Genomic DNA, 26,967 nt, shown 5'->3' with positions numbered 1-26,967 from the left:
GCTGAGGGGTCTGCGGGCGGTCAGGCGTCGCCGGGCAGGAGTTGCTGGGGCAGTTCGCGGAAGCTCCACTGCCCGCTGCGGCGGGTGAACTGCCAGACCAGGTCGTAGCGGTCGGGCCAGGTCGCGGGGAGGCCGAGGACCTGGTGGGCGCCGAGGGCGCGCACCAGGCGGGGGATTCCGGTGTGCTCCCAGCAGACGAGTACCGGCATGGGGCCGGCCAGCACCGCGTGTGCCAGGGCGGGTTCCGCCCCGACGGCGAACTCGGCGCGAACGGGGGTGCGCAGGGCGGTGGCCAGGGCGGTGACGGTCTGCCGGCACCGGGCGGGTGCGGGGGCCTTGCCGCCGGCGGCGAAGACGGCGGCGGGGCGGGGCAGCGTGGACCGCTTGGCCGGCGGGAAGAGCCGCGGCAGCGCCTCGGCCCGGCGCCAGCCGCGCCCGGCCAGCGAGCCGGGGTCGTCCTCGCCGTCCGCGTCCGAGCCGGTGTCTCCGGCGTACGGTTTCTCCGCGTGCCGGATCACCATGATCACGGCGTCCTTGGCGTCGGGCTGTTGCCCGGCGGCCGGGGGGCGGGGGGCTTCCTCACCGGAGCAGCCGGCCGCGGCCAGTGGCGCGAGGGCGGCGGCCAGTACGGCTCTGCGGCGTGGTCCGGTCCCGGCGGCGGCTTCTGGCATGGGGCCACTGTCTCCCATGGCCCGGGCGCCGCCGCGGCGCGGCGCGGCGGGCACCCGGCCGGTCAGCCGATCGGCGCAGGGCCCTGGGGGGTGTCCCGCGCCGGGTCGGCGACGGTGCGCCGCCGGGTCAGCGGGGGCCCTTGCGGACCGCGCGCAGCCACTCCTTGTTCATCGCGGCGATCGACGGCAGTGGGATGCCCTTCGGGCAGGCGGTGGCGCATTCGCCGGTGAGGGTGCAGCCTCCGAAGCCCTCCTCGTCCATGCGGGCGACCATGTCCAGGACGCGGGTCTCGCGTTCGGGCGAGCCCTGTGGGAGGACGCCCAGGTGGTTGACCTTGGCGGAGGTGAAGAGCATCGCGGAGCCGTTGGGGCAGGCCGCCACGCACGCGCCGCAGCCGATGCACTCGGCGTGCTCGAAGGCGAAGTCGGCGTCGGCCTTGGGCACGGCGGTGGCGTGTGCCTCGGGGGCGGATCCGGTGGGGGCGGTGATGTAGCCGCCGGCCTGGATGATCCGGTCGAAGGCGCCCCGGTCCACGACGAGGTCCTTGACGACGGGGAACGCCGCGGCCCGCCAGGGCTCGACGTCGATGGTGTCGCCGTCGTCGAAGGACCGCATGTGGAGCTGGCAGGTGGTGGTGCGCTCGGGGCCGTGGGCGTCGCCGTTGATGACGAGGCTGCAGGCGCCGCAGATGCCCTCGCGGCAGTCGTGGTCGAAGGCGACCGGGTCCTCGCCGCGCAGGATGAGGTCCTCGTTGAGGGTGTCGAGCATCTCCAGGAAGGACATGTCCTCGGAGATCCCGTCGACCTCGTACGAGGCCATGTGGCCGGGTGCGTCGGCGCCGCGCTGGCGCCAGACGCGCAGGGTGAGCTTCATGCGTAGCTCCGCTGGGTGGGGTGGACGTAATCGAAGACGAGGTCTTCCTTGTGCAGGACGGGGGCGGCGCCGGTGCCCTGGTACTCCCAGGCGGCGGCGTAGGCGAACTCCTCGTCGCGGCGGGCGGCCTCGCCGTCCGGGGTCTGGGACTCCTCGCGGAAGTGGCCGCCGCAGGATTCGGCGCGGTGGAGGGCGTCGAGACACATCAGCTCGGCGAGTTCGAGGTAGTCGACGATGCGGTTGGCCTTCTCCAGCGACTGGTTGAACTCCTCGCCGCTGCCGGGGACCTTGATGCGATGCCAGAACTCCTCGCGGATCTCCGGGATCCGGGCGAGGGCCTTGCGCAGCCCCTCCTCGGTCCGGGACATGCCGCAGTACTCCCACATGAGCTCGCCGATCTCACGGTGGAAGGAGTCCGGTGTGCGGTCGCCGTCGACGGAGAGCAGCTTGGCGAGGCAGTCGCGGACCTCCCGTACGGCGGCGGCGGCCTCGGGGTGGGTGTCGTCGACGGCGTCCTGGTGCGGGTGGCGGGCGAGGTAGTCGTTGATCGTGGAGGGGAGCACGAAGTAGCCGTCGGCGAGGCCCTGCATCAGGGCGGAGGCGCCGAGGCGGTTGGCACCGTGGTCGGAGAAGTTGGCCTCGCCGATGGCGAAGAGGCCGGGGACGGTGGTCTGCAGGTCGTAGTCGACCCACAGGCCGCCCATCGTGTAGTGCACGGCGGGGTAGATCCGCATGGGGACCTCGTACGGGTTCTCCGCGGTGATCCGCTCGTACATGTCGAAGAGGTTGCCGTACTTCTCGGCGACCTTGTCGCGGCCCATGCGGCGGATGGCGTCGGCGAAGTCGAGGTAGACACCCTGCCCGCCGGGGCCGACGCCGCGGCCCTCGTCGCAGACGTTCTTGGCGGCGCGGGAGGCGATGTCGCGGGGCACGAGGTTGCCGAAGGAGGGGTAGATCCGCTCCAGGTAGTAGTCGCGCTCCGCTTCGGGGATGTCGGCGGCGGGGCGGGTGTCGCCCTTGGCCTTGGGGACCCAGATGCGGCCGTCGTTGCGCAGGGACTCGCTCATCAGGGTGAGCTTGGACTGGTGGTCGCCGGTGCGCGGGATGCAGGTGGGGTGGATCTGGGTGAAGCAGGGGTTGGCGAAGTAGGCGCCGCGCCGGTGCGCCCGCCAGACGGCGGTCGCGTTGGAGTTCATGGCGTTGGTCGAGAGGTAGAAGACGTTGCCGTAGCCGCCGCTGGCCAGCACGACGGCGTCGGCGTAGTGGGTGGAGATCTCTCCGGTGATCAGGTCGCGGGCGACGATGCCGCGGGCGACGCCGTCGACGACGATCAGGTCGAGCATCTCGGTGCGGGCGTGCATCTCGACGTTGCCCGCGGCGATCTGCCGGGAGAGGGCCTGGTACGCGCCGAGGAGGAGCTGCTGTCCGGTCTGGCCGCGGGCGTAGAAGGTCCGGGAGACCTGGACTCCGCCGAAGGAGCGGGTGTCGAGGAGGCCGCCGTACTCGCGGGCGAAGGGGACGCCCTGCGCCACGCACTGGTCGATGATCTCCACGGAGATCTGGGCGAGGCGGTGGACGTTGGACTCGCGGGCGCGGAAGTCGCCGCCCTTGACGGTGTCGTAGAAGAGGCGGTGCACCGAGTCGCCGTCGTTGCGGTAGTTCTTGGCGGCGTTGATGCCGCCCTGCGCGGCGATGGAGTGGGCCCGGCGCGGGGAGTCGGAGAAGCAGAACTGGACGACGCGGTAGCCCTGTTCGGCGAGGGTGGCGCCGGCCGATCCGCCCGCCAGGCCGGTGCCGACGACGATGACGGTGTGCTTGCGGCGGTTGGCGGGGTTGACGAGCTTCGCCTCGAAGCGGCGGCGGTCCCAGCGTTCGGCGATGGGGCCCTGGGGTGCCTTGGTGTCGGCGACGGGCTCGCCGGTGGTGTGGTGTGCGTAGCTGCTCACGGTCAGTTCACCATTCCGGTCATGACGGCGACGGGGACGGACACGAAGCCCGTGAAGAGGACGACGGCCAGGCCGTTGGCGAGGGTTTTCAGCGTCCGCTCGCGCCTGGCCCGGCCGGCTCCGAGGGTCTGGGCCGCGCTCCAGAAGCCGTGCCGGACGTGCAGGCCGAGCGCGGCCATCGCGACGATGTAGATGGTGTTCCCGTACCAGGTGGAGAAGGTGGCGAGGACGTTCTCGTAGGGGTGGCCGGCCCAGGCGCGCTCGTTGACGGTGAGCGTGGTGAGGTCGAGCAGGTGCCAGACGATGAACAGGCCGAGGATGACGCCGCCCCAGCGCATGGTGCGGGTGGCGTAGCTCGCGCGGCGGCGCTTGTGGACGTACTTGACCGGGCGGGCCTTGATGTCGCGCCGGCTGAGCTGGTAGGCGGACACGGCGTGGGCGACGACGGCGGCGAGGAGCACCACGCGGACGATCCACAGGGCCCACTCGTGGTGGAGGAAGGGCGAGCCGAGGGTGCGCAGCCAGTGGGCGTAGCCGTTGAACTCGTCCGCCCCGAAGAAGATCTTGAGGTTGCCGAGCATGTGCACGACGAGGTAGCCGAGCATGATCAGCCCGGAGACCGCCATGACGGTCTTCTTTCCGATGGTGGAGCCCCAGAGCGAGGGGACGCTCGTCCGGGTGCGCGTTGCCAGAGCCATGTCTTCGACGGTAGGGACGAAGGACCCGAAAGGTCCAAGACATGATGCCGGTCATCTTGATAGACATGGCCTATGCAGTTCCAACAGCTCCTCTACTTCGTCGCCGTCGCCGAGACCCGGCACTTCACCCGGGCCGCGGAACGGGTGCACGTGGCCCAGCCGTCGCTCTCCCAGCAGATCAAGGCCCTGGAGCGGGAGCTGGGGGCGGAGCTCTTCAGCCGCGCCCGGGGCAACATCACGCTGACGGACGCGGGCGAGGCGCTGCTGCCGCTGGCGCGGCGGATCCTGGCGGACGCGGACACGGCGCGGCTGGAGGTGCAGGAACTGGCGCAGCTGCGCCGCGGGCGGATCCGGCTGGGGGCCACCCCGAGCGTGTGCACGGGCCTGCTGCCGGGCGTGCTGCGCGCCTTCCACACGGCGCATCCGGGGATCGAGCTGCTGATCGAGGAGAGCGGTTCGCTCGACCTCGTACGGGAGCTGGCGCGCGGGGCTCTGGACCTGGCGCTGATCGCCCTGCCGCTGCCGCCCTCGGCGCCGGCCCTGACGACGGTGGAGCTGCTGACGGAGGACCTGGTGGTGGTGTCCTCGACGAAGCTTCCGGCGCCCGGCGGGGGCAAGGAGCTGACCATCGCGGCGTTGCGCGACGAGCCGATGGTGATGTTCCGGCACGGCTACGACCTGCGGGAGCTGACCGTGGCCGCCTGCCGGGCGGAGGGCTTCGAGCCGTCGTTCACCGTGGAGGGCGGCGAGATGGACGCGGTACTCGGCTTCGCGCGGGCGGGGCTGGGCGTCGCGGTGGTCCCGGCCATGGTGGTGGCGGGCGCAGGCCCGGGGCTGCGGACGACCCCGCTGGCCGGGTCCCCGCTGCGCCGGACGATCGCGCTGGCGCACCGCACCGACGTGGCTCCCCCGCGGGCGGCGCGGGAGCTGCAGCGGATGCTGACGGCGTGACGCTCCCGGGCCCTCGCCCCGGGGGCCCTCAGGCGGGGGCGGGCACAGCCGCGGGAAGGGTCCGGTCGAGGCCGTCGGCGAGCATGCCGAAGGCCAGGTCGGCGTCGGCCACGGCGGCCGGGTGGGCCTCGTCGGCGCTCTGCCCGGCATCGAGCCGCCGGAAGTTCTCCCGCCCCAGCTCGTGGCGGACCGCCACCAGGTGGGCGGCCGCCAGCCGGGCGGCGAGCGGCGGCACCGACTCCGCCACCAGCGCGGCGGCGAGCAGCTCGACCTCTCGGTCGGTGTAGTGGGACAGGCGGGACTCCAGGCTGGGGGTGGAGTAGAGCAGCCGCTGGAAGTCGAGGACCCCCGGGTGGTCGCAGAGCCCGGTGATCGGGTCCCGCTCGGCGAGGGCCGTCAGGAACTGCGTGTGCACGGCCCCCACCGGCGTCCGGCCCGCGGGCCGGTCGCGGACGATGCGCGCCACCTCGTCCTGATGGTCGGCGAAGCGGTCGAGGAGGAGGTCCTCCTTGGTCGGGAAGTACCGGAAGAGGGTCGGTTTGGACACCTCGGCCGCCGCGGCGACGTCCGCCACCGACACGGCGTCGAAGCCGCGCTCCAGGAAGAGTTCCAGCGCCGTGGCCGCCAGCTGGCGGCGCGTACGCAGCTTCTTGCTCTCGCGCAGACCCGTCGTGTTCTCCATGCGCACAGCGTAGCACGAATGAGATACCGGGTAATTTTTTTAACCGGGTTGCTTTTTGCTTCGGGAGCCGCTTTCCTTGAGACATCGACGAGGAGAGGACTTCCGATGAACCCCACCGATGTACTGATCGCCGGCTCCGGCCCCACCGGCCTGACGCTCGCCTGTCACCTCGCCCTGCGCGGATTCGCCGTCCGCGTCATCGAGCGGCGCACCGCACCGCACCGCGAGTCCCGGGGCAAGGGGCTCCGGGCCGGCAGTCTCGCGATCTTCCAGGAGCTCGGCATGGCCGAGCCCGTGATCGCCACCGGCACCGCGGGGGTGGTCCTGCGCAAGTACTTCGACGGCGAGCACATCAACGACACCCCCACCCCGGCGGACGCCGGCCTGCTGATCGGGCAGTGGCAGACCGAGGGGGCGCTGCGCGACCGGCTCGCCGCACTGGGCGTGCATGTCGAGTACGGGGCGGAGCTCGTCGGCATCACCCAGGACGAGGAAGGGGTTCGCGCCGAGCTGGCGGACGGAAGCGTGATCACGGCCCGCTATCTCGCCGGGTGCGACGGCGGACGCAGCACCACCCGCAAGCTGCTCGGCATCCCCTTCGAGGGGAACGGCGAGACGGAGCCGGCGATGGTCATCGGTGACGTCAGGGCGCCGGGGCTCGGCAGGGACGCCTGGCACCAGTGGTTCACCTCGGAGGGCGGCGGAATGCTGCTCTGCCCGATCCCGGGGACGGACTCCTTCCAGCTCCAGGCCTCGCCCGAGCTCGACGGGCACGGCGAACCGGTGCCGCCCTCCCTGGAAAGCTTCCAACGGATCTTCGACCGGTGCGCCGGGATGCCGGGCATCCGGCTCGAAGGCGCCACGTGGCTCTCCTCCTGGCGGGTCAATGTCCGCATGGCCACGCGGATACGGGAGGGCCGGGTCGTGCTCGCCGGGGACGCGGCGCACGTGCACCCCATAGCCGGCGGGCTGGGCATGAACACCGGCATCGAGGACGCGGCGGCGCTCGGCCGGGCCCTGTCCGCCGCCCTCGCCGGGCCGGACGCGGACGCGGCGCTCGACGCCTACGAGGCGGAGCGGCTGGCGGTGGCCGCGGGAGTGCTGGCCGACACGGCCGAACGGTACGAGCGGGTCGTGGAGGCCGTCCGGACCCCCGGCCGCGGGACGGAGGTCGGCATGGACTGACCTGGCGCCACCCGCTGGAGCCGGGCACGGCCGGGACCGCCCGGCCCGGGCCGCCACGGGCCCGGGCAGCGGTCAGGAGGGAGTGGGCACCGCGTCGGACAGGGACAGGGTGTGGATGCGGTCGGGGGCCCCGGGGCGGGCGTAGTACCAGCCCTGGGCGGTGTCGCAGCCGAGCGCGCGCAGCTGGGCGGCCTGTGCGCCGGTCTCGACGCCCTCGACGGTGACGGCGAGTTCGAGGCTGTGGGCCAGGGCCACGATCCCCTCCACGATCTTGAGGTCGACCGGGTCGGCGGGCTGCTGCTGCATCCCCCGGGTGAAGGAGCGGTCGAGTTTGAGCACGCTGACCGGCAGGCGCCGCAGGTTGGCCAGGTTGGAGTAGCCGGTGCCGAAGTCGTCGAGGGCGATGTCCACGCCGAGTTCGGCCAGCCGGCGCAGCGGCTCCAGCAGTTCGTCGTCTGCTCCTATCAGGGCCGACTCGGTGACTTCCAGGCACAGCGCGCCCGGAGCGAGGCCGGACTTCTCCAGCACCGCCACGGTGTCGGCGACCAGACCCGGGTGGTGCAGCTGGGTCGGCGAGAGGTTGACGTTGATCCGCAGGGCCGCTCCCCCGTGCTCGTGCTGCCAGACGCGGGCTTGGCGGACGGCCTCTTCGAGGACCCACCGGCCGAGGGGCACGATCAGCCCGGTCCGTTCGGCGAGCGGGATGAAGCGGTCGGGGCCGAGCACCCCGTACTGCGGGTGGGACCAGCGCACCAGCGCCTCGGCGCCGTGCACGGTGCCGTCGCGCATGTGGACCAGCGGCTGGTACTCGATGAAGAACTCGCCGCGCTCCAGCGCCGCCGGCAGGGCGTTGGTCAGTCCGTGCCGGGTGATCGCGCGGGCGTCGGCCTCGGCGTCGGCGAACTCGAAGCGGTTGCCGCCGGCCGCCTTGGCCCGGTACATCGTGATGTCGGCGCTGCGCAGCACCTCGGCCGGGGTGCGCTCCTTGGCGCGGCCCTCGACGATGCCGATGCTGCCCCGGACCGACAGCTCCCGGCCCTCCAGCCGGATCGGCGTCGACAGGGCCGTCAGGATGCGGACGGCGAGTTCGGTCACCTGCTCCTCGGTGTCGGAGCCGGTGGTCAGGGCGACGAACTCGTCGCCGCCGAGCCGGGCGACGACCTCGCCGGGGCCGGTCGCGCAGCTCTGCAGCCGGTCGGCGACCTCCACCAGCAGCCGGTCCCCCGCCGAGTGGCCGAGGCTGTCGTTGACCGCCTTGAAGCCGTCGAGGTCCAGGTAGCACAGGCCGTAGCGGTCACCGCCCGCCCCGCTGAGGGCCTTCTCCAGGCGCTCGAAGAACAGCGTCCGGTTGGGCAGTCCGGTGAGGGCGTCGTGGGTGGCCTCGTAGCGCAGGCGCAGGTTCAGCAGCCGGCGTTCGGTGGTGTCCTCCATCAGCGCCAGCTGGTACTGCGGCTTGCCGTCGGCGTCGCGCAGCAGCGACACCGTGAGGTTGGTCCAGAGCACGGTGCCGTCGTGGCGGTAGTACGGCTTCTCCACCCGGTAGCTCTCGCGCTCGCCGCGCACCAGCTCGCCGTACATCCGCCAGACGTGCGGGGTGTCGTCGGGATGGCCCCATTCGCTGACGTTGCGGCTGCGGACGTGGCCCTCCAGCCCGCCGAACATCTGCAGCAGCGTGTCGTTGACCTCCAGGACGTTGCCGTCGAGGTCGGCGATGCCGATGCCGACGGCCGCGCCCTCGAAGACCGCCCGGAAGCGCTCCTCACTCGCGTGCAGGGCCTGCTGGGCGTCGGTGCGGGCGGTCAGCGCGGAGCGGGCGATGGCCTCCTGCTCGCTGAGGGTGCGCTCGCGCAGCGCCCGGGCGTAACCGGCGGCGATGGCGTGCTGGAGCCGGGCGCAGCGCGAGTGGTACTCGGCGGTGGCCTCCACGCCGGCGCCTTCGAGTCCGTCCGGTCCGCAGTAGAGCACCAGGTAGGACTCGATCACGCCGAGGGTGCCGGCCAGGGCCTCGGGGTCGGTGCAGTGGACGGCGACCAGTTCGGCGCCCACCCGCTGGGCGACGGCGGCGTCGAAGGGCCGGGCGTGCAGGGCCTCGGTGAGCGTCCGCGTGAGCGGTAGGAGGTGCCGTTCGAACTCGGGCCGGGTCAGCGAGGTCGCGGTGACCGGGAAGATCGCGCGTCCCCAGATCGTGGCGAATCGGGAGATCCGGTCCTCGATGCCGCCGTTGGGGGCCGCCGCGGATTGCGCGGTCGGCGCGGGTGCGGCCGCGGGCGCCGCGACGGTGTTCGGCGCGCCCGCCGTCTGTGCCGGAAGTCTCACGCCTTGCGTCCCACGCCGCCGTAGCCCGAGAAGGCGTAGGGGTCCTCCGGCGTTTCGCCGTCCTCCACGTCCTCGGATCGGTCCGGGCGCCAGTCGGGCATGGAGACCAGCCCGGGCTCCACCATGTCGAACCCTTCGAAGAAGTGGGCGATCTGCTCCCCGGTGCGCATGACGAGGGGGTTGCGGATGTCACGGTAGACGCCGACGGCGCCGCCCGCGACCTCCTCCGTGAGCGGGATGCCCTCGTAGGAGGCGTGGGTGAGGATCAGCAGGCTGCCGGGGGCCAGCGCGTCGCGCAGTTGGGCCACGGCGTCGTACGGGTGGTCCGCGTCCTCCAGGAAGTGCAGGACGGCGACGAGGAGCAGGGCGACCGGCTTGTCGAAGTCCAGGAGCCGTCCGACCTCGGGGGCGGCCAGGATCTCATTGGGCTTGCGCAGGTCCGCGGCGACGACGCCGGTGTGCTCGTCGTCCAGGAGGACGGCGTGGCTGTGCGCCACGGCCACCGGGTCGTGGTCGACGTAGACCACGCGGGCCCCGGGGCTCGCCGCCTGGGCGATCTCGTGGACGTTGCCGAAGGTGGGGATGCCGGAGCCGATGTCGAGGAACTGCGTGACGCCCTCGGCGACGGCGTGCCGGACGGCACGGCGCATGAACGCCCGGTTGGCCTGCATGATCTTGGGCAGTCCCGGCATGAATTCCATGGCCCGTCGGGCCGCCTGGCGGTCGACCTCGAAATTGTGGGACCCGCCAAGGTAGTAATCGTAGATGCGGGACACGCTCGGCACCGAGATGTCGATGCCTGGCGGGGCCCAGGCGGGGCGCTCCATCGGGATCTCCAAGCGTTGTTCCTGCGGCGGTCCGTGCGGGGTCGGACTCCTGTCCGAGCCGAATGTACTGATCATTGACCAACAGGGCGAGCAAAAGCGGAAATTGGCGATCCGTTCTTCGTCACACACCAAAGGCGCCCGGCGGCGCCCCCGGCAAATGACCAGTACCGACAAATCCCTTTTGGGAATTGACCAGATGATGATCGCACTCGGCTGAGGCCGCCCCGCAGCTGGCTCAAACCTTTCCGGTCGGCACTCCACCCGTTCAGGCGAACCGGGGCCGGGCCTCGCGTGCGCGGGGGCGCGCGGGCCCATGCTCCCCGGGTGAACAGAGCCTGTGCCAGGCGCCTGCTGGCGGTCCCGGTCCTGCTGTGGGCGGCCTTGTCCGTCACGCCGGCCGTGGCTGATAGCAGCGCCTACGCGACGACCGACCCCGGCGACGGCGCGACCACCGCCCCAGTGGTCGCGGTGGCTTCCGGCGACGGCCGCGGACGCGGCCCGGGTGGTGGACATCACGGCGGCGAGCACCGCTCGGACCGACGCTCGGACCACCGCTCCGACCACGGAAGACACCGTGGTGGCGGCCGCGGCGGGGGGCACCACGGCGACCCCGACTGCCCACCACCGCCGCCGCCACCGCCGTGTCCGCCGAAGCCGCCTCCGAAGCCCACCCCGCCGCCCGAGCCGAAGCCCACGCCGCCACCTGCGAAGCCCACGCCCAAACCGGTCCCGACCCCGCCGCCCCCTCCCCCGAAGCCCGCTCCGGCGCCACCCCGGGCAGCGCCCGGGCCCGTACCGAGGCCCGTCGTGCCCGCACCGGCCCCGCCGAGGCCGGCGCCCGCCCCGCCCCGTGCGGCCAAGGCGCCCGCACCGCCACCGCCGCCGGCCCCCGCGGTCGCCGCGCCGCCGCGCAAACCGGTGGCACGCCCGGCGTATCACGCGGAGGCCCGTAAACCGGCCGAGCACCACATCTCGCCGGTGACCTTCACCTTGCTGACCGCGGCTCCCGCGGTGCTCGCGATCGTCGCGCTGCGGCCGCGGTAATCCGCCCACCGTCAAAAGATCTGGAGTCATCTTGTCGGAATGGCTCGTCCTGTCCCTCGCGATGGCCGCGGCCTGTGCCGTGGTGCTGTCCATCGCCTTCTTCAATCACCGCAGGATCGGCGAGGACGACGATCCGAACGAGACCCCGGACGTCATCGAGTACATGACGATGATGATCGGGGTGATCTACGCGATCGTGCTGGGCCTGGCGATCGCGGGCGTCTGGGAGGGCCGCGGAGCCGCCCAGGAATACGTGCGCCAGGAAGCGCAGGCCCTGCACGAGATCAGCGTCCGCTCGCAGGTCTACCCGGCCGAGGTCCGGGCGAGGATCCGGGCCGACGTCGACGCCTACGTGACCTTCGTGGTGGACACCGAGTGGAAGGCGATGGCCGACGACGGCGAACTCACGGACCGCGGCGGGGAGCTGCTGGAACGTATCCGCCGGGACGTCACCGACTACGAGCCGCGGACCGACCACGAGGGCCAGGCCTACCAGCCGCTCGTCGACCAGGTCGCGGTGGCCGACGACGCCCGCAGCGCACGCGGCGCGAGCGCCGGGGCCACCATGCCGGGGGTGGTCTGGTTCGGACTGATCACCGGAGCCCTGGTCACGGTGGGCCTGATCTTCACCCTGCAGATCAGGCGCTCGTTCCGGGAGATGCTGCTGGCCGGGCTGTTCAGCGCGCTGATCGCGTTCCTGCTGTTCCTGATCTGGGACTTCGACGCGCCGTTCGGGCGGGGCATCTCGGCCACCGCCGAGCCGTTCCTCACGCAGTTCTCCCACCTGGACCTCGGCGGCTGACGCCGCCCGGCAAACCGGGGACGGGCCGCCTGTCCCCGGTTCGGCCCAGGCCCATGCCCCATTCGCCCGTTCCTGATCGCGGGCACCGGCCCCCGCGCCTAGCGTGGCGGACATCGAGGCGCACGACCCCCCACGTGCGGAAACCGTTCCGCGGCTGCTCCTCGGGGATCCGGAGAATCAACCATGGGTGCGATACGTACCTCCGCCACCGCCCTGCTGAGTGCCGGCGCCACGTTCGCCGTACTCACCCTCGGAGCCCTCGGCGCGCCCGCCGCGTCCGCGGCCGAGGCCCGGTCCGAAGCCCGGTCCATGCCCCGGGCCGAGAAGTACGCCGGGAAGCACGCCGAGAGCCACGCCGACCAGCGGGCCCGGCAGGTCACTTCCTTCGGCTTCACCCTCACCCCCTCGACCGTCGCCCCCGGCGGCCAGGTGGTGCTCGCGGTCAGCGGCTGCAACGCCGCCTATTCCACCGCCTCCTCCGGCGTCTTCGACACCGTGAGCATCTCGCGCGGCCAGACCGTACGGGTCACCGTCGACCGGGACGCCCGGCCCGGAGCCCTGTACTCCGTCTCCTTCACGTGCAACGGGGAGACCGGCTCGGCCGACCTGACGATCGCCGGCGGCACGGCCAGACCCACCACGAGTTCCACGCGGACGGGCACCGCCACGGCTCCTGCCCCCGTCACGACCGGCCCGGCCCTCGGTGTCCGCGGCGGCCTGGGCGGCAGCGTGGCCGGGATGGACCCGGTGGAACTCGGCGCCGGCGCCGGCCTCTTCCTCGCCGCCGCGGGCGGGACGGCGTACGCCCTGCGCCGCAGGGCATCCCGCCGCGGTCACTGAACCCCCGCATGCGCCCCTGCACCGCCGGTCGCCCCGGGTCCTCGGCGAGGACGCGGGGCGACCGGCGGGAGCGGGCGGTGGCCGGGGCGGACGGTGGGCGACCGGGGAGGCCGACGGTCAGCTCCGGCCGCGGAGCGGACGGCGACGACGCATCACGTGCGCGCCCGCACCCAGGGCGGAGGCACCGACCAGGCCCGCACCGATGGCCGTCTCGGCGGTGGACGGGCCGAAGGATCCGCCGATGCCGCCCTGCGAGGGGTTGCCCTCCAGGATCCGGAACCGGGCCGTGGCGACCAGATTGCTGTCGTTGCACTTGACCGACAGCGTGTGGGTGCCCGGAGAGGCGTGGTTGAAGATCCGGACGGTCGCGAACCCGATCGATCCGGCGGACAGGTTGGCCGGCGAAAAGTTCCCGTGCGAGGTGACGGTACCGCCGTGACCGCAGCCCGCCGCGCTCACCTGCATCGTGGACCCCTGGTGCACGGCGAACGGGTTCACCGAGATGTTGCTGGGGCCGTTCCCACCCCCATTCCCACCCCGGCCCCCGGGGTCCTGGTTCGCGGAGGCGAGCGGGGCACTGAGGCCGAGGACGGCACAGGCTGCCGCCGTCACGGTAAGAGCGCGCAAGACACGCATGGTGGAACCTCCAGCGGAAAGCGCCCCGGAGCGTCGGCCCCGGATGATCGACGAGAACGCCTCCCACGTCGAACCCTCGGGTCGCACCGCAATCCGCGCATTTCCGGCTTTGGGCCGCCCGGTTGAGCGACACGCCGAAGCGCGGACGGACGAGCTGACGGATCCGCAGGTCACGACCCGTCAGGCATTTATGTGACGATTACCTGGATGGGCGCATCCCTTCCGGCCCCCTCGGGGCCCCTCCGCGGCCGCGGCCACCCGTTCGCCCCTCCCCCCTCGCCGACCCGCCGCCCCGGCCTTAGCGTGCGTGAAGTAGGGCGTACAGGGGTGGGACAGGAACGCGGGTCGGGACCCCCGCGTCGGGAAGGGAGAACGATGGGCGAGGACGAGACAGGGCAGTCGCGCAAACGCTCACCGTGGGGCGTACTCGCCCTGGTCATGCTCACCGGCCTCGCCATGGTGCGAAACGGCGTGAACATCGACGACGGACCGCCCCAGCCCACCGCGGCCTCGGCCGTCGCGGTGACGGCCGACCAGTTGCCGGCGAATCCGCCGACGCCGCTCGCGGACATGGAGCTGCTGGAGCACTCCTCCGTGCAGCGCATCCGGATCCCCACGATCAGCGTGGACGCGCCGGTGATGACGGTCGGGCTGGACGCGGAGGGCTGGATCGACGCCCCGCCGCCGCAGGACCGCAACCTCGCGGGCTGGTACCTCAACGGCATCTCGCCGGGGCAGCGGGGTTCGGCGGTGATCGTGGGCCACGTGGACAACGCGCAGGGCCCGGCGGTCTTCTACGGCCTGGGCTCGGTCAAGCCGGGCAACCACATCGAGGTGGAGCGCTACGACGGGCGCACGGCGGTGTTCGAGGTGTACGGGGTGGAGGTGTTCTCCAAGGAGGCCTTCCCCGGAGCCCGTGTGTACGGGGACACCGGGCACGCGGAACTCCGGGTCATCACCTGCGGCGGCGGCTACTCCAAGGCGCGCGGGTACGACGGCAACGTGGTCGTCTTCGCCCGGATGGTCGAGTCCCGCTGAGGGAGGGGCCGGGGGCAACCCCGGCCCCTCCCTCAGCGCGGCGCCACGGCGGACAGGGTCGGCAGCGTCATCCGGTAGCCCCGCGCGAGCAGTTGGGGCAGGTAGGAGGCGATGGCCTGGACGCTCTGCGTCCGGTTGCCGCCCGCGTCGTGCGACAGCACGATCGCCCGGGGGCCGGCGCCGCGCATGACCCGGGAGACGATCGTGGTGACGCCGGGCTCCTCCCAGTCCAGGCTGTCCACGGTCCAGGCGAGCGGCTCCATCCCCAGTTCGGCCCCGATCTCGAAGGCGGCCCGGTTCCACGCCCCGTAGGGTGCCCGGAACCACTGCGGTGCCTCGCCGACGGCCCGCTGCACGACCTCGCTCGTGCGGCCGATCTCCGCGGCGAGGGCGGGCCGGCTCAGCTTGGGGATGAGCGGGTGGGTCCAGGTGTGGTTGCCGATGACGTGTCCTTCGGCGACCATCCGGCGCAGCAGGTCCCGGTTCTCCGCGGCCATCTCGCCGCAGACGAAGAACATGGCGCGCACGCCGTGGCGGCCGAGGGTGTCGAGGATGGCCGGGGTGTAGCGGGGGTCCGGCCCGTCGTCGAAGGTGAGCACCATCGAGCTGTGGGTGCTCGCGTCGGCCGGGAGTTCGAGGATGGGCCGGGTCCGCACGGCCGGTTTCACGGCCGCCGGACGGGCGGGGGCGTCCGCCGTCATGGGGCGCAGCCGGTAGGACTTCTCGGGCAGGGCCCGGGGAAGCGATCCGGGCGCCCCCGCCGCGGGGTTCGGGCCGGGCCCGGCAGCGGGCCCCGGTGCGCTGCCCGCGCCCGGTACGCCGGATGATCCGGGCGTACCGCCCTCGTTGCCGTTGCCGGTGGTGATCAGTCCGGCGGCTGCGACTCCGAGGAAGACGGCGGTGCGCAGGAGCACGCGCCGTCCTACTGTCGGCTCGTCTTTTTTCATTATTACTACGTATCAACGACATCCGCGCGGATGTCGAGAGGCACGGACGCGTCCCGCCCCGCTCACTCGTGCGGAGCAGCCGCACATCGGTCAGCCGCGCCGTACCAGGGGGAAGGGGAGGGTCTCGCGGATCGTCAGGCCCGTGAGGAACATGACGAGGCGGTCCACGCCGATGCCGAGGCCGCCGGTCGGCGGCATCGCGTATTCGAGGGCGTCCAGGAAGTCGTTGTCGAGTTCCATGGCCTCCGGATCGCCGCCGGCCGCGAGCAGGGACTGGGCGGTGAGCCTGCGCCGCTGTTCGACGGGGTCGGTCAGCTCCGAGTAGGCGGTGCCGAGTTCGGTGCCGAAGGCGACGAGGTCCCAGCGCTCGGCGAGCCGGGGGTCCTTGCGGTGCTGGCGGGTGAGCGGGGAGACGTCGGTCGGGAAGTCCTTGTAGAAGGTGGGGAGTTTCGTCCGCTCCTCCACCAGCCGCTCGTACATCTCCAGGACCACGTCGCCGCGGGTGTCCTCCGGTCCGTGCGGCACCTTGGCGCGGTCGCAGAGCCGGCGCAGCACGTGTTCGTCGGTGTCGGCGTCGACCTCCTCGCCGAGGGCCTCGCTGATGGCCCCGTACATGGTCTTGACCGGCCAGGGCCCGGAGATGTCGTGGACGACGAGCTTGCCGTCGGCGCCCGCCTTGTGCGCGACCGGTGAGCCGTAGGCCGCGGTGGCGGCCGACTGGATCAGCTCGCGGGTGAGGTCGAGCATGACGTCGTAGTCGGCGAAGGCCTGGTAGGCCTCCAGCATCGTGAACTCGGGGTTGTGCTTGTAGGAGACGCCCTCGTTGCGGAAGGTGCGGCCCATCTCGAAGACCTTCTCCATGCCGCCGACGCAGAGCCGTTTGAGGTACAGCTCGGGCGCGATGCGCAGGTACAGGTCGAGGTCGTAGGCGTTGATGTGGGTGCGGAAGGGCCGTGCGTTGGCGCCGCCGTGGATCTGCTGGAGCATCGGGGTCTCGACCTCCAGGTAGCCGCGGTCGAGCAGGCCCTGGCGCAGGGCCTGGACCGCGCCGGAGCGGGCCCGTACGACGTCGCGCGCCTCGGGGCTGGCGACGAGGTCGAGGTAGCGGCGGCGGACGCGGGCCTCCGGGTCGGCGAGGCCCTTGCGCTTGTCGGGGAGGGGGCGCAGGCATTTGCCGGTGAGCTGCCAGGACCGGACCACGAGGGAGAGCTCGCCGGTCCTGCTGGCGCCCGGCTCGCCGGTCACGAGCACGTGGTCGCCGAAGTCGACCTGGGAGGTGAAGGAGTCCAGCACCTCGGCGCCGGCCTCGTCACGGGTGAGGATCAGCTGTATGTCGCCGGACCAGTCGCGAAGGACGGCGAAGACGACGCCGCCGAGGTCGCGTACGACCATCACGCGCCCGGCGAGGGTGGCCTGCTCGGCGGTCCGGGCGCCGGGCGGGTGGCTCGGGTGGGCCGCCTTCAGCCGGGCGACGGTGTGGGTCCGCAGGGGGATCCCCACCGGGTAGGGGTCGGTGCCGGAGGCCCGGATGCGGTCCAGTTTGGCGTGGCGGACGCGTACCTGTTCGGGCAGCCGCTCGACGGGCACGCCCGGGAGCTCCTCCCCCACGGCGTCCAGGCCCAGGGAGTCGATCGGGGGCAGCCCCTCGGTGGTGGCGGGGGCGGTGACGCCCTTGGGATGGCCGTTGCCCCACAGGGTGCGCAGGCTGGGTACGGAGACGAAGCCCTCGGCGATGCCGGAGGCGAGGCTGACCCGGGCGAGCGAGCCGGCGTCCTGGTAGCAGAGGAACCGCGGGTACCACTCGGGGCCGTACTTGACGTTCGAGCGGTACAGCGCCTCCAGCTGCCACCAGCGGGAGAAGAAGAGCAGCAGCTTGCGCCACACCTTCAGGACGGGACCGGCTCCGATGCGGCCGCCCTCCTCGAAGGCGGAGCGGAAGACGGCGAAGTTGAGGGAGATCCGGCGCACGCCGAGGCCGGGGGCGGCGGCGCACAGTTCGGCGACCATGAACTCCATGACCCCGTTGGGCGCGGTGCGGTCGCGGCGCATCAGGTCGAGGGAGATGCCGTCCCTGCCCCAGGGGACGAAGGAGAGCAGGGCGATCAGCTCGCCCCTGTCGTCGAAGGCCTCGACCAGCAGGCAGTCCCCGTCGGCCGGGTCGCCGAGCCGGTCCAGGGCCATGGAGAAGCCCCGTTCGGTCTCGGTGTCCCGCCAGCGGTCCGCCCGGTCGATGATGGTCCGCATCTCGTCCTCGGACAGGGCCGAGTGGCGGCGGATGACGGTGGTCGCGCCGGCGCGCCTGACGCGGTTGACGGCCTGGCGGGTGACGCGCATGTCGCGGCCGTCGAGGTCGAAGTGGGCGACGTGCAGGATGGCCTCGTCACCCAGTTGGAGGGCGCTCAGCCCGGAGCGGGCGAAGGCGGTGGCGCCGTCCTCGGACGCGCCCATCACGGCGGGCTGCCAGCCGTAGCGGCCGGCCACGGCGAGCCAGGCGTCGATGGCGGGGCTCCAGGCGGCCGGGTCGCCCACCGGGTCGCCGCTGGCGAGGCAGACGCCGGCTTCGACGCGGTAGGTGACGCCGGCCCTGCCGTTGGGGGCGAAGACGACGGCCTTGTCGCGCCGGGTCGCGAAGTAGCCGAGTGAGTCGGCCCGGCCGTACGCGCCGAGGAGGGCCCGGATGCGGGGTTCCTCGTCGCCGTGCAGGGCGGCGGTCAGGCGCTGGGAGCGGAAGAGGGTCGCGGCCGCGTTCAGCAGGGCGACGGCGCCGAAGAGGCCGAGGAGGAAGTACAGGGGCCTGGGCGGGCGGCCGTCGAACTGCCGGGCCGAGAAGAGGCCGCCGAAGACCTGTTTGGCGGCCCAGTCCAGCCACTGGCCGCGGGGCAGGGAGCCGGGGAAGAGGGCGACGAGCGCCCAGCCCAGGAGGACGGCGGCGAGCATGCCGAGGCCCAGCACGATCAGGGCGTGCCATAGCGCCCCGGGCCGGGACGCGGCGTAGAACTCCTTGCGGGCGGCGATCAGTACGGCCATGGCGGCGACGGCCAGGGCCATCGAGGAGACGCCGATCCAGTAGTCGCCGACGGCGATGTCCAGCAGGTCGTCGACGATCAGCAGGGCCAGATAGGTGATGACCATCCACCAGGCGACCTTCTTGCGGGTGCCGAGGGCCGCGGCGAAGAGGAAGAGGAAGACGGCGTAGGCGAGGTTGGCGCTGACCGGTACGACGATCAGGTCGAGGAACCGCACGACGTGCCGCAGGAGGCGCCGCAGCGTCGGGGAGAGCGAGAGCAGCGCGCACAGCAGGCCGATCGTCCCGAAGAACGCGCCGAACGCGTCGGGCACCCGGTTCAGGAAGCGGTTCCGGGTTCCGTGCGTCTCCTCCACGGTGGCACTCATGGTTCGCACTGTAGGGAGGGGTGCGCCGGTGCGCGCGCCGAGCGGGTGGGGGCGTCCGGCACGGCACCGCCTATCCTCGCAGGGTGACGGAGCACGTGAACACGGGATTCGAACGCGGTACCGACGGCCCGAAGGTGATCCTGGCCGGCGTGGACGGTTCCGAGTCCTCGCTGCGGGCCGCGGCCTACGCCGCCGGACTGGCCCGGCGGCAGAACGCCCTGCTGGCGCTGGTGTACGTCCAGCCGGTGGTGCCGGCCGGGGCGGCGCTCGGCGCGCCCGTGGCCGACACCACCGGGGAGATCGCGGAGGGGCTGGTGGCCGAGATCCGCGCGTCGGCGGAGCGGCTCAAGGGCGTCTACGAGGTGCGCTGGGAGTTCCACACCTTCCGCGGCGACCCCTACGCCGGCCTGGTGAGCGCGGCGCAGGAGCTGATGGCGGACGCGGTGGTGGTCGGCGCCTCGGAGCAGGCGGGCCACCGCATCGTCGGCTCGGTGGCGATCCGCCTGGTCAAGGCGGGCCGCTGGCCGGTGACCGTGGTCCCCTGACCGGGCCCGCCGCCCGCGTACGGGCGGAAGAGCCGCCCCGGAGGCGAACCGAGCCCCTAATGAGCAACTGCCAGACCGTCCTTGGCGGCGCCGCGGCTGAGGACCGCTTCGGTGATCTCGTCCCGGGCGGCCTCGTAGTCCTCCCGGCCGGGGTTCTTCGCCAGGGCGTCGGGGAGGTGGACGACGCGGCCGGCGGACAGGTCCATCATCTGCGGCACGAACTCCGCCTTGGTGACCTGCCAGCGCTGCCCGGCGGCGGCCGGCGGGGCGAAGGTGAAGCGGCCGATCGAGCCGTAGTTGCCGCGCATGTCCCGCGCGCCCGTGTAGTTGAACATCTCCCCCGCCACCTGGTCGCCCATGCCGTAGACGATCCAGGTCCCGTTGACCTTCTCGTAGGGCTGCGGGATGTGCGCGTGGGTGCCGAGGATCAGGTCGACGTCGGGCCGGCCGCCGGTCTGCGAGGCGGTCAGCGCCCTGCCCAGCGAGAGCTGGGTCTCGTCCGGTTCGGTCTGCCATTCCGTGCCCCAGTGGACGCTCACCAGCACCACGTCCGCGCCCGCCTTCCGGGCGGCCCGGGCATCGGCGATGATCTTGTCCTGTTTCATCAGGTTGACCGCCCACGGCTGGCCGTCGGGCAGCGGGTAGCCGTTGGTGTCGTAGGTGTACGCGAGGTGCGCCACCTTGGCCGAGCCGGCCGTGTACGTGGTCACCTTGGCCGCCTCGACCGCCGTACGGGCCGAGCCGGCGTGCCCCAGGCCGACCTTGTCGAAGCGGTCGAGCGTGCGGCGCAGCCCGGCGGCGCCGTCGTCGAGGGTGTGGTTCGAGGCGGTGGAGCAGCCGTCGTAGCCGGCGTCCTTCAGGCCGTCGGCGACCTCCGGCGTGGACTTGAAGGCCGGGTAGCCGGAGAAGGGTCCGCCCTCCTCACCGTAGATGGTCTCCATGTGGCAGAGGGCCAGGTCGGCCCCCGAGACCACGGCCTTGACGCCGGAGAACATCGGCCGGAAGTCGTAGCCGTCGTCCTGCGCGTCGTCCGCCGCGCGTTGGATGACCGAGGTGTGCGGCAGTACGTCGCCGCTCGCGACCAGGGTGAAGCCCTTGGCGGCGGTCGCCCCGCCGGCGCTGGAGGGGGCCGGCGGGCCGGAGTCCCCCAGTCGGGCCGGTGCGGTGTCCCCGGCGGCCGAACATCCCGCCGCCGCTGACAGCAGGAGGGCGGAGAGCAGGGCGACCGCCCTCGGCCGGGTGCGCGTGGTCATCAGTCGGCTCCCATTTATACGACTATCTGACATGTCATCATCTGCAATCCATATAACAACACGCAGTAAGTCAAGAAGCGGATCCGCAGCCCGCCGTCGAACCCACTCGGACGGCGGACACGGCACGGCCTGCCGTTCGCCGCGCCGTTCGACCGTTCACCGCCCGGCACGGCCGCCCGTCGGACCACCCGGGTGCTTGGGCGCAACGCCGGGGTATGACGGTTCCAGCCCGGCTCTGCGCAGGTCAGGGTGGACGTGGCGCCACCCCCAAGGACCCCCGCGCAGCCCGGAAGGAGCCACTCGTGCCGCTCTCCCCCACCCTCCCGCGTACGGATCCCGAGGCCCTGGCCGAACTCCAGCGCGACCACGGGCGGGCCCTGTTCGGTTTCCTGGTCGGTCTCACCGCCGGCGACGCCCAGCGCGCGGAGGACCTCGTGCAGGAGACCCTCGTACGGGTCTGGCAGCACCCGGAGGCCCTGGCCAGCGGACACGACTCCATGCGCCCCTGGCTGTTCACGGTGGCCCGGCGGCTCGCGATCGACGCCCGGCGGGCCCGGCTGTCACGGCCGCTGGAAGTGGACCCCGAGGGGCTGGAGCAGGCACCCGCCGCCGAGGACGCGGTGGCCGGGTCGGTCACCGCGATCGACGTGCGGCGGGCCGTGGGGTCCCTGGGGCCGGAGCACCGCGAGGTGCTCCTCCAGGTCTACTTCCGGGACCGGTCGGTGGCCGAGGCGGCCGCCGAGCTCGGCATCCCGGCCGGTACCGTCAAGTCCCGCACCTACTACGCCCTGCGCGCCCTGAAGAAGGGCCTCCAGGGGTACGGCTACGGCCTCGGCGCCTGAGCCCTGCGGGTCCGCGAACGGGTCCCGGAACGCCGTGAAGGGATGCGGACCGGACATAAAGCGCATCAAATTCGACAGAACACCGTCCAAGTTGAGTAAACATCCCCCGCTCCGAGAGCCGCTCGGTGAAGGCTCGGGGCTGACGACGGGACGCTCGACGCGCGGGAGAAGGTGGAACGGTGCAGCCCGAGGGTACGAACGGCACCAGTGACGGTGGGCTCGCGGTGCCCATGGCCTGGCTCTACGCCGAGTACATCGCCGACGAACTGCTGCGGACGGGCCGGCTGATCCCGGTCAGCACCCTGGAGTTCCGGGCCGGACGGGACACGCTCGCCCTGACCATCTACCTCTCCGACGCGGCCGGCGAGCTCTCCGGGATCCGCGTGGTCTCGCAGCTCGACGAGTGGCTGTCGCTGACGGCGTACGGACACCCCTGGCGCGACTGGGTGCACACCCGCTTCCTCGACCTCGGCGAGGCGGCCCGGGAACGCGGCCGCGGCGAGGACCCCGACCTGGAACTGGCCCGGGCGGCCTGGCGCTGGCTGGACGGCACCGAACTGTTCGCGACCAATCTCGATCCCGGGCGGCACGGCCACGCCGACAACCCGCCCGGACTGGACGAGAACGCGCGCGTGTGGACCCCCGCCTGGCAGCTCGGGCTGCCCCTGGGCCACCTGGCGATGCACCTCTTCTGACGGCTACGACCTGTCGGCCGGATCCATCACCAGGCCCGTGAAATCGGCCTCGTTGCGCTCCGCCCGGCGGACGTACCACCGGGCGATCAGCCACATCACCGGATACACCAGCAGCCCCAGCACCAGCCACACGAGCGGGCCGGGCCTCGCCCGCGGCACCGCGAACACCAGCGGCAGCGCCCCCACCAGCGACACCAGCGCGGCCAGCGCCCCGAGGCCCGCGCGCAGCTGGCTGCGCATCAGGGCCCGCACGTAGGTGGCCCCCAGGGTGGTCTGCTCGGAGATCTCCGAACGGGCCGGGGTGTGGACGGGCGCCCGGCGGCGGGCGCCCCGGGGCACCCCGGTGACGATCTCGCGCCGGGGCGGCGCCTGTTGCTGCTCCTCGGCCATGGTGCCGGAGTCTACGCAGCGCCCCGCTATTTGAGGAGGCGCGAGAGGCGCCGGTCGGCGAGCGGCTTCCCGCCGGTCTGGCAGGTGGGGCAGTACTCCAGCGAGGAGTCGGCGAAGGACACCGAGCGGATCGTGTCCCCGCACACCGGGCACGGCTCGCCGGCCCGGCCGTGCACGCGCAGCCCGCTCTTCTTCTCGGCCTTCAGTTTCCCGGCGGCGACCCCGTGCGCCCGGCCGACCGCCTCGCGCAGGGTGTCTTGGACCGCGGCGTGGAGCTGCGTGACCTGCTCCTCGTCGAAGGAGGAGGCGAGCTTGAACGGCGACACCCGGGCGACGTGCAGGATCTCGTCGCTGTAGGCGTTGCCGATCCCGGCGATCACGCTCTGGTCGCGCAGGACGCCCTTGATCTGGCGCCGCTCCCCCGCGAGGAGCGCGGCGAAGGCGTCCCGGTCGAAGTCCCCGGCGAGCGGATCGGGGCCGAGGCGGGCGATGCCGGGGACCTCCAGCGGGTCGTGGACGACGTACACGGCGAGCCGTTTCTGGGTCCCGGCCTCGGTGAGGTCGAAGCCGTCCCCGCCCTCCAGTACGACGCGCAGCGCCAGCGGGCCCTTGCCGGGGCGCGGCGGCTGCGCCGGCAGGGACTCCTGCCAGCGCAGCCAGCCGGCCCGGGCCAGGTGGGTGACGAGGTGGAGCTCGCCGATCCGCAGGTCGAGGAACTTCCCGTGACGGGCGACGGCTCCGGCGGGCTGTCCTTCGAGGGCGGTCAGCGGCGGGTCGTACGTCTTGAGCACGCTCACCGCGAGCGGGAGGACGCGCTCGACCACCCGCCCGGTGAGGTGCTCGTCGAGGTATTCCCGCAGGGCCTCGACCTCGGGCAGCTCCGGCATGGTCCCAGCCTGCCGCCGCCTCAGGCGAAGCGCGAGCTGGGAACGGGGCCGGGCGACGGGACCCGGTCCCGGGGAGCCGCGAGCCAGCCGGGGGCGACGCCGGCCGCGAAGGCGCGGAAGGCCTCGTCCGGGTCGGGCGGGGTTGCTCCGTCGCCGCAGTCCGGGGCGGGGTCCGCCGCGGCGACGTCCCGGGCGATCTCCTCCTCGGGCCGCTCGTCGTCCCGCCAGGGCGGGACCACGAACTGGCACAGCAGCGTGCTGAAGTCTGCGCTCACCGCGGGCGGCTCGGTCCAGCAGGTGGCGTGCTCGGACAGGACCTGGCCGTCGGTGCGCGCGTGCAGGGTGCGGACGAGGTCCGGGTCGGCCTTGGTCAGGTCGTACGCGACGACGAGGGTGTCCGTGCGGTCCGGCCGGTACGGGACGGCGGGCAGGCCGAGCACCGCGGCGGCGGCGAGACCGAGGATCCGCTCGGACCGGCCGGGCAGCAGCGAGACGCATGCGGGGCGGCGCCCGGCGGCCTCCAGGACGAGCCCCAGGCGGGCCAGGCCGTGGCGGCACAGCTCGTGGGTGTCGCCGAGGTAGGCGTACCGGCCGGTCATGCCGCCGTCCCAGCCGTACGGGGACAGGGTGCCGAGCAGTCCGCCGGTGAGGCCGTAGTGCCAGCCGCGCAGGTCGGCCGGGCCGAACGGGTCGGGGTGTCCGGCGCTCCGCTGGGCGCGGCGGGACTGGCCGCTGCGCAGGACCTGGCGGGCCTGGCGCTCCCGGGCGGGCGCCCACTGCGGGTCCTCGGGCGCGGGCAGACCCGGCAGCAGGCTTTCGGCGGTGTCCAGGTCCCCGGCGAACAGGGTGTTGTGCACGAGGAGGTACGTCTCGGGCCAGGCGGGCAGCCGGTCGCCGCGGGCGGCGAGCAGCGCGGCGGCCTCGGTGTGCCGGTGCTCGTCCTCCAGGGCGGAGACCAGCTCGGCGAGGAGCGTGCGCGAGTCGGGGAGCAGCCTGAGGGCCTCGCGCAGCGGTGCGACGGCGAGGAAGGCGATGCCGCGCTCGACGCAGGCGTACCCGAAGTCGTAGAGGGCCTGCGGTTCGTGGGTGCGTTCGGCTGCCTTGCGGGCGGCGTCGGCCAGGTCCTCGAACCCGGCCCTGTCGGCCAGGGCCCTGGTGGCCTCGGCGAGTTCGGCGATCGGTGCCGTCTCGGCGTGCGGCCGCAGGGACCGGACCGCTCCGGGCAGATCGTCCTGCTTGATCAAACGGCGTACTTCGTCCATGGCGTTGGTCATCGCCCCCGATCCTCACGGACCCCGCGCCGGCACCGCAACGGACTTTCACCGGCCCGGCACGATCGGCGAGACACCCCCTAGGTCGTGTCCGCGAAGTCCCGCCTGCGCGGCGGGGTCCGGCACGCGCGCCCTCCGGGCGGCCGACGCTACTTTGCGGACACTCCCTAGCCCATGACGAACTCGCACCACACGCACTTGCCGCTGCCGCGCGGCTCCACGCCCCACACGTCCGCCAGCCGGTCCACCAGCATCAGGCCCCGGCCCGAGACCCCGGAGTCGCCCGCCTCCCGTCGGCGCGGGAGTGCGCTGGAGCGGTCGGCGACCTCCACGCGCAGTCTGCGCTGGTGGCCCGCCAGGATGCGCAGGGTCACGATGGCGGGGCCGTCCGTGTGCATGAGCGCGTTCACGATCAGTTCGTCGGCGACCAGCTCGATCTCGTCGGCCCGTTCCCGCGCGCCCCAGGCGCGCACCGCCGCCCCGATCATGTGGCGGGCGGCCACCAGGGCCTCCGGGTCGCCCGGTGCCACGTGCTGCTGCAGCCGGCCGCCGCCGGGTGGGGCGGGTGCGGGCCGGCGGCGCAGCAGGAGAAGCGCCATGTCGTCGTCGCCGCCGCGTTCGGTGACGATCTCGCACAGCCGGTCGGCGAGGAGCTGGAGGTCGGCGGGGCCGTTGCGGATGTGGGAGGTCAGCAGGTGGATGCCGTCGTCGAGGTCGGCGCCGGGGTGTTCGACCAGGCCGTCGGTGCACAGCAGGAGCGTTTCTCCCGGATCGAGTTCCACGGTGGTCACCGGATATTCGAGCCGGCCGAACTCCGCCGAGAGGCCGAGCGGCATGCCGCCGCCCACCGGCAGCCGGTGGCAGTCGCCGTCGCGGGTGCGCAGCAGCGGGTCGATGTGGCCCGCGCGGACCACCTGGAGCACCCCGGTGGAGAGGTCGGCCTCCACGTAGGTGCACGTCGCGAAGCGTTCGGTGTCGAGTTCGTGGAGGAAGACGGAGGCCCTGGCCATGACCGTGCCGGGCGAGTGCCCCTCGGCGGCGTAGGCGCGCAGGACGATCCGCAGCTGGCCCATGACCGCGGCCGCGTGGGTGTCGTGGCCCTGGACGTCGCCGATGACGGCGCCGACCCGGCCGCCGGGCAGCGGGATGACGTCGTACCAGTCGCCGCCGATGTCCTGGCCCATCCGGGCGGAGCGGTACCGTACGGCGATCTCCCCGCCGGGCACCGCGGGGATCCGCCGGGGCAGCATGGCCTGCTGGAGGCCCTCGGCCAGGTCGTGCTCCTGTTCGAGCAGCATGGCCCGCTGGAGGCTCTGCGCGATGCTGCTGCCGAGGGCGACGAGCAGGTTGCGCTCCTCCTGGGTGAAGCCGTCCTTGTCCTGGTAGAGCAGTCCGATGGCGCCGATCGGGCGGGCCTGGGCGATGAGCGGCAGATAGGCGGCCGCCGAGATCTGCATGTAGGAGATCTTCGTCCAGAGCGCCGGGTAGTCCTGGGCGAATTCCTCGGCGGAGTCGAGGAAGCGCGGCTGGAGGGAGCGGACGACCTCGCTCATCGGGTACTGCTCGTCGATGCGGGTGTAGCGGGTCCCGGGGACGAAGCTGCCCTCCGGGCCTTCGGCCACGAGGTGGATCCGGCCGGCTTCGACGAGGCCCATCACCATGCCCATCGAACCCAGCCGTTCCAGGCCGTGGGCGTCGCCGAGCGCGTCGATGACGTCCTGCACGGTCCGGGCGTGGGCGAGGGCGGCGGTGGTGCTCTCGACCACCGAGGTCTGCCGGCGCCGTTCCTCGTCGAGTCCGAGCCGTTCCGCCGAGTGGCTGAGTTCCTCGGTCGCGTCCCGGACGATGCCGATGATCCGGTGGGGCCGCCCGTCCGGGCCGCGCATGACGCGGCCCTGGGTGTGCGTCCAGCGCAGCCGCCCGTCCCGGCAGCGGATGCGGAAGTAGGCGCCGTAGCTGTCGACCTCGCTCTTGAGGGCGGAGGAGACCATGGCGTCGAGCCGTGCCGACTCGGCCGCCGGGACGCGCGGGGAGAGGGACTCGGGCCGGCCGTCGTACTCGTCGGGGTTCGTGTCGAAGACGTCGAGGGCCGCTTCGTCCATGTGCATGAGACCGGTGACCAGGTCCCAGTCGAAACTTCCCATGCGGTTGAGCGAGAGCGACCGGTCCGGGTGTGCGGGCCAGTCGTCCGGCAGCGATACGGTGGTCGGCACCGGTCCACCATGACACACGGG

At 72.8% G+C, this 26,967-nt stretch carries 23 protein-coding genes; 8 read left to right on the top strand and 15 right to left on the bottom strand.

Annotated elements, in window-relative coordinates; genetic code table 11:
* Positions 1 to 20: 20 nt before the first annotated feature.
* The 4 genes from IG86_RS44410 to IG86_RS0116875 all read right to left on the bottom strand — a co-directional run bounded on the left by IG86_RS44410 (position 21) and on the right by IG86_RS0116875 (position 4,189).
* The gene (locus IG86_RS44410; RefSeq protein WP_234316338.1) at positions 21 to 671 is read right to left on the bottom strand and encodes a hypothetical protein; all 651 of its coding nucleotides are present in this window, start codon (positions 669 to 671) and stop codon (positions 21 to 23) included.
* A gap of 127 nt (positions 672 to 798) precedes the next feature.
* Positions 799 to 1,545 carry a succinate dehydrogenase/fumarate reductase iron-sulfur subunit gene (locus tag IG86_RS0116885; RefSeq protein ID WP_030820978.1) on the bottom strand — a complete coding sequence of 249 codons (747 nt, stop codon included), beginning with the start codon at positions 1,543 to 1,545 and terminating at the stop codon, positions 799 to 801.
* Complete coding sequence (locus IG86_RS0116880) at positions 1,542 to 3,491, bottom strand: fumarate reductase/succinate dehydrogenase flavoprotein subunit (protein WP_030820976.1); 1,950 nt, start codon at positions 3,489 to 3,491, stop codon at positions 1,542 to 1,544. Before IG86_RS0116880 ends, IG86_RS0116885 begins: the two co-directional genes overlap by 4 nt.
* A gap of 2 nt (positions 3,492 to 3,493) precedes the next feature.
* Positions 3,494 to 4,189, bottom strand: coding sequence for a succinate dehydrogenase (locus tag IG86_RS0116875; protein ID WP_030820973.1), 696 nt, complete (start codon positions 4,187 to 4,189; stop codon positions 3,494 to 3,496).
* Positions 4,190 to 4,261: 72 nt separating this feature from the next.
* On the opposite strand from IG86_RS0116875, the gene IG86_RS0116870 reads away from it, so the two are divergent.
* Positions 4,262 to 5,140 (top strand): LysR family transcriptional regulator, encoded by an 879-nt coding sequence (locus IG86_RS0116870; protein WP_030820971.1) that lies wholly within the window; start codon positions 4,262 to 4,264, stop codon positions 5,138 to 5,140.
* Between the two features lie 28 nt (positions 5,141 to 5,168).
* Here IG86_RS0116870 and IG86_RS0116865 read toward each other — a convergent pair whose 3' ends face one another.
* A complete protein-coding gene (locus IG86_RS0116865) occupies positions 5,169 to 5,822 on the bottom strand; it encodes a TetR/AcrR family transcriptional regulator (protein ID WP_030897617.1) in 654 nt (217 codons plus the stop codon).
* A gap of 105 nt (positions 5,823 to 5,927) precedes the next feature.
* On the opposite strand from IG86_RS0116865, the gene IG86_RS0116860 reads away from it, so the two are divergent.
* Complete coding sequence (locus IG86_RS0116860; protein ID WP_030897615.1) at positions 5,928 to 7,007, top strand: FAD-dependent monooxygenase; 1,080 nt, start codon at positions 5,928 to 5,930, stop codon at positions 7,005 to 7,007.
* A gap of 72 nt (positions 7,008 to 7,079) precedes the next feature.
* Here IG86_RS0116860 and IG86_RS0116855 read toward each other — a convergent pair whose 3' ends face one another.
* Together IG86_RS0116855 and IG86_RS0116850 are read right to left on the bottom strand one after the other, a co-directional pair.
* Entirely contained in the window at positions 7,080 to 9,221 is a 2,142-nt protein-coding gene (locus IG86_RS0116855; protein WP_037942613.1) for a putative bifunctional diguanylate cyclase/phosphodiesterase, read from the bottom strand.
* Between the two features lie 98 nt (positions 9,222 to 9,319).
* Entirely contained in the window at positions 9,320 to 10,150 is an 831-nt protein-coding gene (locus IG86_RS0116850; protein ID WP_030897611.1) for an SAM-dependent methyltransferase, read from the bottom strand.
* Positions 10,151 to 11,225: 1,075 nt separating this feature from the next.
* On the opposite strand from IG86_RS0116850, the gene IG86_RS0116840 reads away from it, so the two are divergent.
* Together IG86_RS0116840 and IG86_RS0116835 are read left to right on the top strand one after the other, a co-directional pair.
* Positions 11,226 to 11,996 carry a bestrophin-like domain gene (locus IG86_RS0116840; protein ID WP_030897609.1) on the top strand — a complete coding sequence of 257 codons (771 nt, stop codon included), beginning with the start codon at positions 11,226 to 11,228 and terminating at the stop codon, positions 11,994 to 11,996.
* A gap of 183 nt (positions 11,997 to 12,179) precedes the next feature.
* Positions 12,180 to 12,836, top strand: coding sequence for a hypothetical protein (locus tag IG86_RS0116835; protein ID WP_030897608.1), 657 nt, complete (start codon positions 12,180 to 12,182; stop codon positions 12,834 to 12,836).
* 117 nt (positions 12,837 to 12,953) lie between these two features.
* Here the strand turns inward: IG86_RS0116835 and IG86_RS0116830 are convergent, their stop codons facing one another.
* Complete coding sequence (locus IG86_RS0116830; protein ID WP_308217981.1) at positions 12,954 to 13,334, bottom strand: hypothetical protein; 381 nt, start codon at positions 13,332 to 13,334, stop codon at positions 12,954 to 12,956.
* A 513-nt stretch (positions 13,335 to 13,847) separates the two neighbouring features.
* On the opposite strand from IG86_RS0116830, the gene IG86_RS0116825 reads away from it, so the two are divergent.
* Positions 13,848 to 14,510, top strand: a complete 663-nt coding sequence (locus IG86_RS0116825; RefSeq protein ID WP_030897607.1) for a class F sortase — start codon at positions 13,848 to 13,850, stop codon at positions 14,508 to 14,510.
* A 32-nt stretch (positions 14,511 to 14,542) separates the two neighbouring features.
* Here the strand turns inward: IG86_RS0116825 and IG86_RS0116820 are convergent, their stop codons facing one another.
* Together IG86_RS0116820 and lysX are read right to left on the bottom strand one after the other, a co-directional pair.
* On the bottom strand, positions 14,543 to 15,457 hold the full coding sequence (locus IG86_RS0116820) for a polysaccharide deacetylase family protein (RefSeq protein WP_030820945.1): 915 nt from the start codon (positions 15,455 to 15,457) through the stop codon (positions 14,543 to 14,545).
* Between the two features lie 90 nt (positions 15,458 to 15,547).
* Positions 15,548 to 18,850 carry a bifunctional lysylphosphatidylglycerol synthetase/lysine--tRNA ligase LysX gene (lysX, locus tag IG86_RS0116815; protein ID WP_030897606.1) on the bottom strand — a complete coding sequence of 1,101 codons (3,303 nt, stop codon included), beginning with the start codon at positions 18,848 to 18,850 and terminating at the stop codon, positions 15,548 to 15,550.
* 83 nt (positions 18,851 to 18,933) lie between these two features.
* Here lysX and IG86_RS0116810 point away from each other — a divergent pair, with 83 nt between their 5' ends.
* A complete protein-coding gene (locus IG86_RS0116810; RefSeq protein WP_030820939.1) occupies positions 18,934 to 19,395 on the top strand; it encodes a universal stress protein in 462 nt (153 codons plus the stop codon).
* 56 nt (positions 19,396 to 19,451) lie between these two features.
* Here IG86_RS0116810 and IG86_RS0116805 read toward each other — a convergent pair whose 3' ends face one another.
* Positions 19,452 to 20,648 carry a CapA family protein gene (locus IG86_RS0116805; protein ID WP_030897605.1) on the bottom strand — a complete coding sequence of 399 codons (1,197 nt, stop codon included), beginning with the start codon at positions 20,646 to 20,648 and terminating at the stop codon, positions 19,452 to 19,454.
* 302 nt (positions 20,649 to 20,950) lie between these two features.
* Between IG86_RS0116805 and IG86_RS0116800 the strand changes: the two genes are divergently transcribed.
* Together IG86_RS0116800 and IG86_RS0116795 are read left to right on the top strand one after the other, a co-directional pair.
* Entirely contained in the window at positions 20,951 to 21,490 is a 540-nt protein-coding gene (locus IG86_RS0116800; RefSeq protein ID WP_030820935.1) for a sigma-70 family RNA polymerase sigma factor, read from the top strand.
* Between the two features lie 230 nt (positions 21,491 to 21,720).
* Positions 21,721 to 22,185 carry a hypothetical protein gene (locus tag IG86_RS0116795; RefSeq protein ID WP_045936538.1) on the top strand — a complete coding sequence of 155 codons (465 nt, stop codon included), beginning with the start codon at positions 21,721 to 21,723 and terminating at the stop codon, positions 22,183 to 22,185.
* A 3-nt stretch (positions 22,186 to 22,188) separates the two neighbouring features.
* Here IG86_RS0116795 and IG86_RS0116790 read toward each other — a convergent pair whose 3' ends face one another.
* The 4 genes from IG86_RS0116790 to IG86_RS0116775 all read right to left on the bottom strand — a co-directional run bounded on the left by IG86_RS0116790 (position 22,189) and on the right by IG86_RS0116775 (position 26,964).
* Positions 22,189 to 22,575 carry a hypothetical protein gene (locus tag IG86_RS0116790; protein ID WP_030820931.1) on the bottom strand — a complete coding sequence of 129 codons (387 nt, stop codon included), beginning with the start codon at positions 22,573 to 22,575 and terminating at the stop codon, positions 22,189 to 22,191.
* Positions 22,576 to 22,601: 26 nt separating this feature from the next.
* Positions 22,602 to 23,462, bottom strand: a complete 861-nt coding sequence (locus IG86_RS0116785; RefSeq protein WP_030820928.1) for an Fpg/Nei family DNA glycosylase — start codon at positions 23,460 to 23,462, stop codon at positions 22,602 to 22,604.
* Between the two features lie 20 nt (positions 23,463 to 23,482).
* Entirely contained in the window at positions 23,483 to 24,736 is a 1,254-nt protein-coding gene (locus IG86_RS0116780) for a tetratricopeptide repeat protein (protein ID WP_030820925.1), read from the bottom strand.
* Between the two features lie 164 nt (positions 24,737 to 24,900).
* Positions 24,901 to 26,964, bottom strand: coding sequence for a SpoIIE family protein phosphatase (locus tag IG86_RS0116775; protein ID WP_030897603.1), 2,064 nt, complete (start codon positions 26,962 to 26,964; stop codon positions 24,901 to 24,903).
* Between the last annotated feature and the right edge of the window lie 3 nt (positions 26,965 to 26,967).

The organism is Streptomyces virginiae, assembly GCF_000720455.1.
GTDB classification, from domain to species: Bacteria; Actinomycetota; Actinomycetes; order Streptomycetales; family Streptomycetaceae; genus Streptomyces; species Streptomyces virginiae.
This window is presented reverse-complemented; position numbering and strand designations above follow the sequence as displayed.